The organism is Xenorhabdus indica, from assembly GCF_014467235.1.
Lineage (GTDB): Bacteria > Pseudomonadota > Gammaproteobacteria > Enterobacterales > Enterobacteriaceae > Xenorhabdus > Xenorhabdus indica.
In genome coordinates this window covers 1-1,058 of the sequence record NZ_NKHP01000090.1, presented here as the reverse complement: position 1 = coordinate 1,058, position 1,058 = coordinate 1, and the positions used below count along the sequence as shown (strand labels likewise).

At 50.8% G+C, this 1,058-nt stretch carries 1 protein-coding gene; it reads right to left on the bottom strand.

The window, feature by feature from the left end; translation table 11 throughout:
• The coding region (gene tuf, locus Xind_RS19600; protein ID WP_187650948.1) for an elongation factor Tu at positions 1-1,058 on the bottom strand (1,058 nt) is incomplete at both ends.

Here is a 1,058-nt window from a genome sequence, read left to right as displayed (position 1 = left end):
GTCACTTTCATGTTGATGTTATCACCTGGCATTACCATCTCTACGCCTTCTGGCAGTTCGATAGTACCGGTTACGTCAGTGGTACGGAAGTAGAACTGTGGACGGTAACCTTTGAAGAATGGAGTATGACGGCCACCTTCATCTTTGCTCAGGATATACACTTCAGATTCGAACTGGGTGTGTGGGTGGATAGAACCGGGCTTCGCCAGAACCTGACCACGCTCAACGTCATCACGCTTAGTACCACGCAGCAGAACACCGACGTTCTCACCTGCACGGCCTTCGTCCAGCAGTTTGCGGAACATTTCAACACCGGTACACGTTGTTTTGGTGGTTTCTTTGATACCAACGATTTCAACTTCGTCACCCACTTTAACGATACCACGCTCAACACGACCAGTAACTACAGTACCACGGCCGGAGATGGAGAATACGTCTTCGATTGGCAGCAGGAATGGCTTGTCAATGTCACGCTCTGGTTCTGGGATGTAAGAATCCAGTGCTTCAGCCAGTTCGATGATTTTCGCTTCCCACTCTGCGTCGCCTTCCAGCGCTTTCAGAGCAGAACCACGGATGATTGGAGTGTCATCGCCTGGGAAATCGTACTGAGACAGCAGCTCACGGACTTCCATTTCTACCAGTTCCAGCAGCTCTTCATCATCAACCATGTCACACTTGTTCAGGAACACGATGATGTAAGGTACGCCTACCTGACGGCCCAGCAGGATGTGTTCACGAGTCTGTGGCATTGGGCCATCAGTTGCAGCCACAACCAGGATCGCGCCATCCATCTGAGCAGCACCAGTGATCATGTTTTTCACATAGTCGGCGTGGCCTGGGCAGTCAACGTGTGCATAGTGACGAGATGGAGTATCGTATTCTACGTGAGAAGTAGAGATGGTGATACCACGTGCTTTTTCTTCTGGTGCGTTATCGATCTGATCGAATGCACGCGCGTTACCGCCGTAAGTTTTCGCCAAAACGGTAGTGATTGCAGCAGTCAGGGTAGTTTTACCGTGGTCAACGTGGCCGATAGTACCAACGTTAACGTGCGGTTT